General features: G+C 44.0%; 4 protein-coding genes. All 4 read right to left on the bottom strand.

What is annotated here, in order from left to right; genetic code table 11:
- Positions 1-3297: DUF6531 domain-containing protein (locus tag HMPREF3129_RS00590; protein WP_139142863.1), on the bottom strand; the 3297-nt coding region annotated here is incomplete at its 3' end.
- Positions 3290-4345, bottom strand: a complete 1056-nt coding sequence (locus tag HMPREF3129_RS00585; RefSeq protein ID WP_004242737.1) for a DUF2169 family type VI secretion system accessory protein — start codon at positions 4343-4345, stop codon at positions 3290-3292. The genes HMPREF3129_RS00590 and HMPREF3129_RS00585, both read right to left, overlap by 8 nt.
- Positions 4346-4357: 12 nt before the next feature.
- A complete protein-coding gene (locus HMPREF3129_RS00580; RefSeq protein WP_070486569.1) occupies positions 4358-6460 on the bottom strand; it encodes a type VI secretion system Vgr family protein in 2103 nt (700 codons plus the stop codon).
- An 83-nt stretch (positions 6461-6543) separates the two neighbouring features.
- On the bottom strand, positions 6544-6794 hold a 251-nt coding region (gene tssD / locus HMPREF3129_RS00575), incomplete at its 5' end, for a type VI secretion system tube protein TssD (protein WP_139142862.1).

The raw sequence follows: 6794 nt of genomic DNA, 5'->3' as shown, positions 1-6794 counted from the left end.
TTGATGAACAATCTCTTGTCCATTAATACGTTCACTGCATAAACGACCTTGGTCGTCATACTCAAATTCAACCACCGAGTCAGGATTAGTCGCTTTTATCAATTGTTGACGTGCGTTATAGCTATATTGAGTCGTGGATAAGCAGCGGCTTTCTTGCTCATCTTCAAACCATTCGCTTTGTTCAACCACTAAGCCACTTTCATTATAGCGCCAACGCAGTTCATGGTTATCCGGATAGCGAGTGGCAATGCGACGTCCTAGTCGGTCATAGCGATAACAAATCTCACGCCCCGTAAAATCAACTTCACGAATGATTTGTCCCGCTTTATCCCGTTCGTAAAGATAAACCTCCCCGTTCGCATTCACTACTTTTTTAAGTCGTGTCAGTGAATCATATTCAAAGCGAATTTCACTGCCGTCAGGGCGTATCATTGCCAGTAAGACATCAAAAGGCCCATAACGATAACGGGTGGTTTTTCCTTCACCATCCGTCACCGCGATAACTCGGCGCTCACTGTCATAGTCTATCTGTTGCTCGACCCCATCGGGTAATAAAATCTTGCTGAGACTGCCGTTGGTACTGGCATGCTCAGTGCTGTATTGATAGCGTGTGGTGTGATTTAACGCATCAGTGTAGTGCAGTAAACGCCCCAATTCATCACTATGATATTCTGTGCTGTGTTGATAAGGATTGGTGGTTTTAATCAGTTGATGTGCAGGGTTATAGTGGTATTGCCATTGCGCACCATTGGGCGTAATGGCTTTGAGCAATTCACCATGTTGGCTATATTCATAGACCTGCTGACGCCCTTGCGGATCTGTCACTATGGTTAAATTGCCATTGTCATCATAGCTTAGCTGCCATTCATCGCCAAAGGCCGATGTGAAATGGGTAAGTTGACCATAGTCATTATAATCATAGTAAATGGCTTTACCATCAGGTAAATAGATATAGGCAAGCAGTCCATTATAGTGATAACCATACTCTGTGCGCTCACCAATCTCATTGATTTCTGCTATCTTTTTCCGCTGTTCCCATTCCGTATACGTTTCACACCATAATGGATCGATAGTGCGAGTCACCAGATTATCATCGTTATAATAATAACGTGAAAATCCACCCTCACCGTCAATGTAGGTTGTCATGCGCTGATAATCATCATAGATAAAGCGATCATTCCAAAAACCAGACGGTGAACGTGTGGCGACAACACGTCCTTGTTCATCATAATCAATCATCACTTCTGTACTGTCAGTATCCCCCCAAGCGACCATGAGTCCCTCAGGAGAATAACGATGCCATAAGTGGTTTTGTTGATAGGCATAACATTGACTAAGATAACCATGAGTATCGTATTCGCAACGTACAAAATCTCGAGGAGATGAGGTTGTGCTTTCAGAGCAAATGCGAACTAATTTATCCTGTTGATATTCGAGTATTAACGCTATGCCATCATGACGCTTCACACTGACAAGCTGGCTTTGCTCGTTATATATAAAATCAATACGATGCTGATTTAAATCAGTGATTGCACTTAATCGACGATATTTTCCTTGTCTGTGATTAAAATGTAGAAACTGTTGTTGCGTACTATCAAAAAGGGTTAAATCACCATCACGTTGTCCGGTGAGTAAAAAATGGGGAGCATGGGCATTTCTTGCACGGATCTCCTCTGTGGGAGTTATAAATGTAAAATTAGCACCATCACTGTCTTGATAGATGATGTTTCCGTCAAGTATATGTAAACAGCGTGACCATTCGTCTGCCCACTTCGGTCCAAAAAGTCCCTTTGCATTTGATGTGGATTTATATGTACGATGTAGAGATAACGGCAACAAGCCCGGTATCTGAATAATTGGCCACTGTTGGATAAAATCACCAGTAGCCACATTAACAGGCTCACCTTTACAGGTTGCACTAGAAGTACTGTTTCCATCGGACTCTTTGCTGCTGGATGTCGATTTATTCTCCGTTTGGCTATTATTAGCTTTATTAGGTGGCGTTTCTGTAGATACGCTTTCCGTTTTTCCTTCAATTTTAATGCCATTATCTGATGAGGTTATTTTCGGTGTTTCTGGGCTTTGGATCACCTCAGTACCTTTAGCGGCATTACTTCCTTTCTCTGTGGCGGAGATTTCTGCCCCGTTGATTGCCTCACTTCCTTTGGATATATTACTGGTCTCTGTCGCTTTTATTACGTCAGTAGCTTTATTTACCGCAGAAGTGCCTTCAGATATTTCAGTTATTTTAGTTCCTTCTGCTACTTTATTAATAGCATTAGCACCTTCAGCGACTTTCCCCACTTTTAAAAAAGCAGCGGCAATAGTCGCTATTTCAAGCCCACCTCTTGTTACTATTTCGACTTTATCGCTATCACTTTTTTTCCATTTATTCTCTAATTTTTCTTTTTCTTCATCGATAAGTTTACCTAATGCACGATATTTGGCTTTAGCGTCTTCCTTAACACCTTCAATACAGTTATTCCCCAACCTCCAGTTTTCTGCTTCGATAAGTCCCTCGATGGTTTTTTTGCTCGCATTTAGAGCCACGTTTTGAACTAGATCGGTTGGATTTATGTAATAATAAGCTTCCACAGCTGACTTTGTTGTACTTTCAACAAAACCAAGACCACCACGAGTCAGGCCAGTTATTCCATCCATTGAAGTATTATATAAACTGTTCCACCATGAATAATCTGTATTAATGTGTTCAATTCGAATATTATCAATGTATTCAGTTAATTGTTTGTCAATATCATTTAGAGAATCATCTCTTTTTTTATCCGCTTGCTGTTTTTGTTGACGGAGTCGCCCAATAAAACTTTCTTGTTCTTCTCGTTGCATCTCTTGCAGTGATTCTAACAATTCTGATGTCACGGGCGGATTGTTACAGGGGATTTTATTGCTCTCAATCGGCTCAGCAGGAGGTGCAACATTAGTAATTAAAGTCCCTAATGTATTGTTATTGTTCATTGCGACTAATGAACCATCTTGTGCAGCAGGTTGACCTTCAATACGGACCGATGGGCTCCCTGTAATAATTTGACAATCTCCACCGCCTAATGAGGTTCCAGATAATACACCGGCCCCCGTGTTACTTTGCGTTCCTTTGATTATTGAACCAACATTCAAAGTACAATATCCACGTGCTTTAACACTCAAGGCATATTGCTTTTGTGCATCTAAGCTTTGAAAACTATCAAAAGGAATAGCAGAACACCCTACCTGACAAACATCAGGGGTGGTTGCAACAACTTTGAATTGGTTTTCACCGTCACCAACATGTTTATCAGCCATTACAACAAGCTCCTTTTGTTTCTGCTGGAACCCAAACGCCTATTAATGCTTCCACAATCGGATATTTTGCGGGGATAACAAGTCGTTTCACGACAGAGATAAGACGACGATCTAAGTCAATAGTCAGTGTGTCTAAATCTGGTTTCAAAGAGAAAAGCTCACCTTCGATGTCTTGTAATATGATTTTCACACGATAGTCAGGTAATGCTGTAACGACCCGCGATGATTCAGGTAATAAACCTTCCAATAATATAGGTTCATTGCCCAATAAATATCCAGGATAGCGTAAAGACGGGTGCGCACTATTGAAAAAACGTTCATCAAAATCATCTGGATAAAACGGGAATTGGTTTTCTTGCCACTCTTTTCCATATGTTCCAGCGTATTCAACACGCCCTGCCCACCAACGGGAGATAGGCCCCATACCTTCACTAATTTGTCGAGTATCAATAGACAACGTATCAAGCGGTCTTTTACGAATATCTTCCATAATCTGAGGGGCTGGATAACGTTTTTGTTTATCAAGTGCCTCTACATCGGGATAAAACCCCATTCCAATGGGATTTTCTATTACTTGTTGCTGTTCTTGCTGAGGGGACTGCCATGTTCCTCCATAAGCCAACTCATGGCGTAAAGAAACCCCATCAACAGGTATTGGTTCACTCAAGCTCCATTGATCCTCTTGGTATTCCCAATAGTGAGGGCCAAACAAAGACCACGTTTTGCTAAAGTTTTCAATGCGAATACCTGCTCGCCATTGTGCCGTAGGCTGATTGCCTTTAGGGCGCGCAACCCCCAGTATATGGATATTAGTGCAAGGACGCGTCCACACTAAATCCGTTTCTTCGATTAAACTACTGGTTTCCGGTGCATGATAGTAACGATCTGCCATGTTTAAAGGGTATTGCTGTTCATTTAAATCCGAGTAATGCCCGCCAGTCTTGAGCCGAAAAGTTTGGCGCAATGCGATCACATTAAACAGCTCATCCTTTTTTCCTACTTTTTGGTATAAAAGATAAGGAAATGGGGTTGTGTTACTCACTTTCATATCACTATTCCCTTAGTTTAAATCGATATCTTTACCCGTAATTTTCACAGGACCTGTAGCTTCGAACTTAAATTCCTGACCATTAATCGTGACATGCCCACCATTATCCATTCGTAGCACACTTGCTCCACAACGTAATTCAATGACTTCACCGACATTGATAGATAATGTTTTGCCTACAGTAATTTTTTTATGTTGGCCTACCGTTTCGCTGTTATCTTTATCTATCGTTTCTGTGCGAGCGCCTTTCACCTGCATCTGTTGATTGTTTTCGATCACTTCAACATGATCGTGTAAAACATGGGTAGTGCGATCATGAAGAACACGGGTATTCATATCCTTCTGCGCATGAAGAAACACCTCTTGCTTACCGCCGGCATCTTCAAAACGCAGTTCATTAAAACCTTCCCCTTTGTGGGTTTGGCTACGGAAAGTGGTTTGTGTCTTATTCTCTGGGAACTTAATCGGTGGTGCGTTACGACCATCATAGGTACAACCGGTAATCATCGGTCTGTCGATATCCCCATTCAGGTAGCTGACCAGCACTTGCGTGCCAATGCGCGGTACCGCAGAAAAACCATAACCATTTCCACTCCAGCCCATGGCAACCCGTACCCAGCAGGAGGCACTGTGATCGGCACTTCCCCGACGATCCCAATGAAAATGCACTTTCACGGCGCCATATTCATTGACGTAGATTTCTTCCCCCGGCGGTCCCACCACCGTCGCCACTTCATCGCCGTCGGCCGTCGGTTTATAACGATAAGGGGGACGCCACTCTTGCGTGCCCGGAATAAAGGAGACACTATTCGACAGTTGTGTGCCTTCGCCCCCGCTATTGTCCGCCAATGGCTGTACACCATGATGGCTGACGCTGATCACTTGCCAGCGATCATTCATCGGCTGATGGGGATGCTGAGATAAGGTAAAGATTTTGCCGGGCATCAGTGCAAAACAGTTTGTTGTCGCTTGCCCCACTTTGCTGCCGTTACGTAATTGCTCAAAGCGCACCTGTGTCAGAGGTCGACCTTCATCGTCTAATTGAAAACGACCATAACTTTCAAACACACTGTGCTGTCCCCCCTGCTCAATTTTGTTTTCATGAGACAACGGATAAGAAGGACGAACAAAGTTGTTGTCTTTATGGATAGTTTCATCCACACACAAATATTCGCCATATTGCCAAGTCATGGCAGTGCTATCGCTGATATCAGTGTCGGCCTGCGGGTTATAGGTGAGGTGAATACCCGCCGTCATCCCCATATGTTCATCGCTGTAAAACAGTTGTTCTTCTTCAAACCAGAAGTTAATGCCCTCTTCAAACGCCAGTCGACACCAAAAATCAAATGCCGATTCGCGTTTTTGGGTGGTGTAGAGACGTTCAGGGTGTAGATCTTCACGGTAGAATTGGCAATCCGCTTTAACATGGGCCTCATCCAATAAGGTTTTTAAGATGGTCGGCACCGATTGATGTTGAAAAATACGGCTGTCTTGATTGAGGGTCATCACCCACATTTCAGGGCGAATATCGAAGTGATACCACGTTTTCACTCCGTCGGTATTGCCTTGTACTGCCCCAGCTAAGATACCGTTGACTTTGCGGATCAACACCCCATCGCGTTTGACCGTTAATGATGAGGCTAAGCCAAGATGGCGCTGGAAATCGATAAAGGGTAAGGCACTGACCGCACTGATGGACAGTGAAAATAGCGAGGATAATCCTTCGGTAAGATTAAATTCGGTGACTTGAAAGGTGTCGTCAGGCAATCCACCAATGGTGCAAGTGAACACCAAACCACTTTCGAGGCTGTCCATGCCTAATGCATCAAGTAACGCCCCATGGGCCGCTTGGAGTGCTTGGTTTTCAGCGAACGTTTGTCCACCGGTAAAACCGCCACCGTGGCTCAGGGGATGAGCAGTCACGCGATTGGCCGATGCGCTGGCTGATTGAGTGAGCGAGGCCGCTGCTGAGACCATCCCGACCACCTTTTGCGTGGGTGTCGATAGCGTTTCGTTCACTTTGGATTGCACCCTATTTTTCACTTGATTGATGGCTTCATCTTTTAAAACGGATGCCGGGTCAATGGGCGTTGATTTCGGATCTTTGCTAAGCATAATCTGCCTCCATGCAAAAATGGATAAAGAAAAGGGAACAATACAAAATAAGGACGAGCCCCCAAGGACTCGTCATAACGGTATTACGCTTCGAGAGGCGCACGCCAGTCATCCGCACCAGACGTTCCAGCAACAGTGTGCTCCCAGTCAATTTTGCGGTAAGAGAGGGAGACTTCGATAAGTTGCGTGAAGTCGGCTTTAGCCGGATCTTGGCAATGAGGCATTTGGCAATCGATGTTCACGATCGTCGCGTCAGTCAGTGTGGTGGTAAAGAAGTGCTCTTGTTTACCTTCAACAGACGTGCGATACCATTTTAACTCAACTTTTGGCAGCA

Origin of the sequence: Proteus sp. HMSC14B05, assembly GCF_001808035.1 — a bacterium.
Classification (GTDB): domain Bacteria; phylum Pseudomonadota; class Gammaproteobacteria; order Enterobacterales; family Enterobacteriaceae; genus Proteus; species Proteus mirabilis.
This window is presented reverse-complemented; position numbering and strand designations above follow the sequence as displayed.

Coding starts and splice junctions, on each gene's coding strand:
- HMPREF3129_RS00585 (WP_004242737.1), bottom strand. CDS start 4,345: ATGAAAGTGAGTAACACAACCCCATTTCCTTATCTTTTATACCAAAAA.
- HMPREF3129_RS00580 (WP_070486569.1), bottom strand. CDS start 6,460: ATGCTTAGCAAAGATCCGAAATCAACGCCCATTGACCCGGCATCCGTT.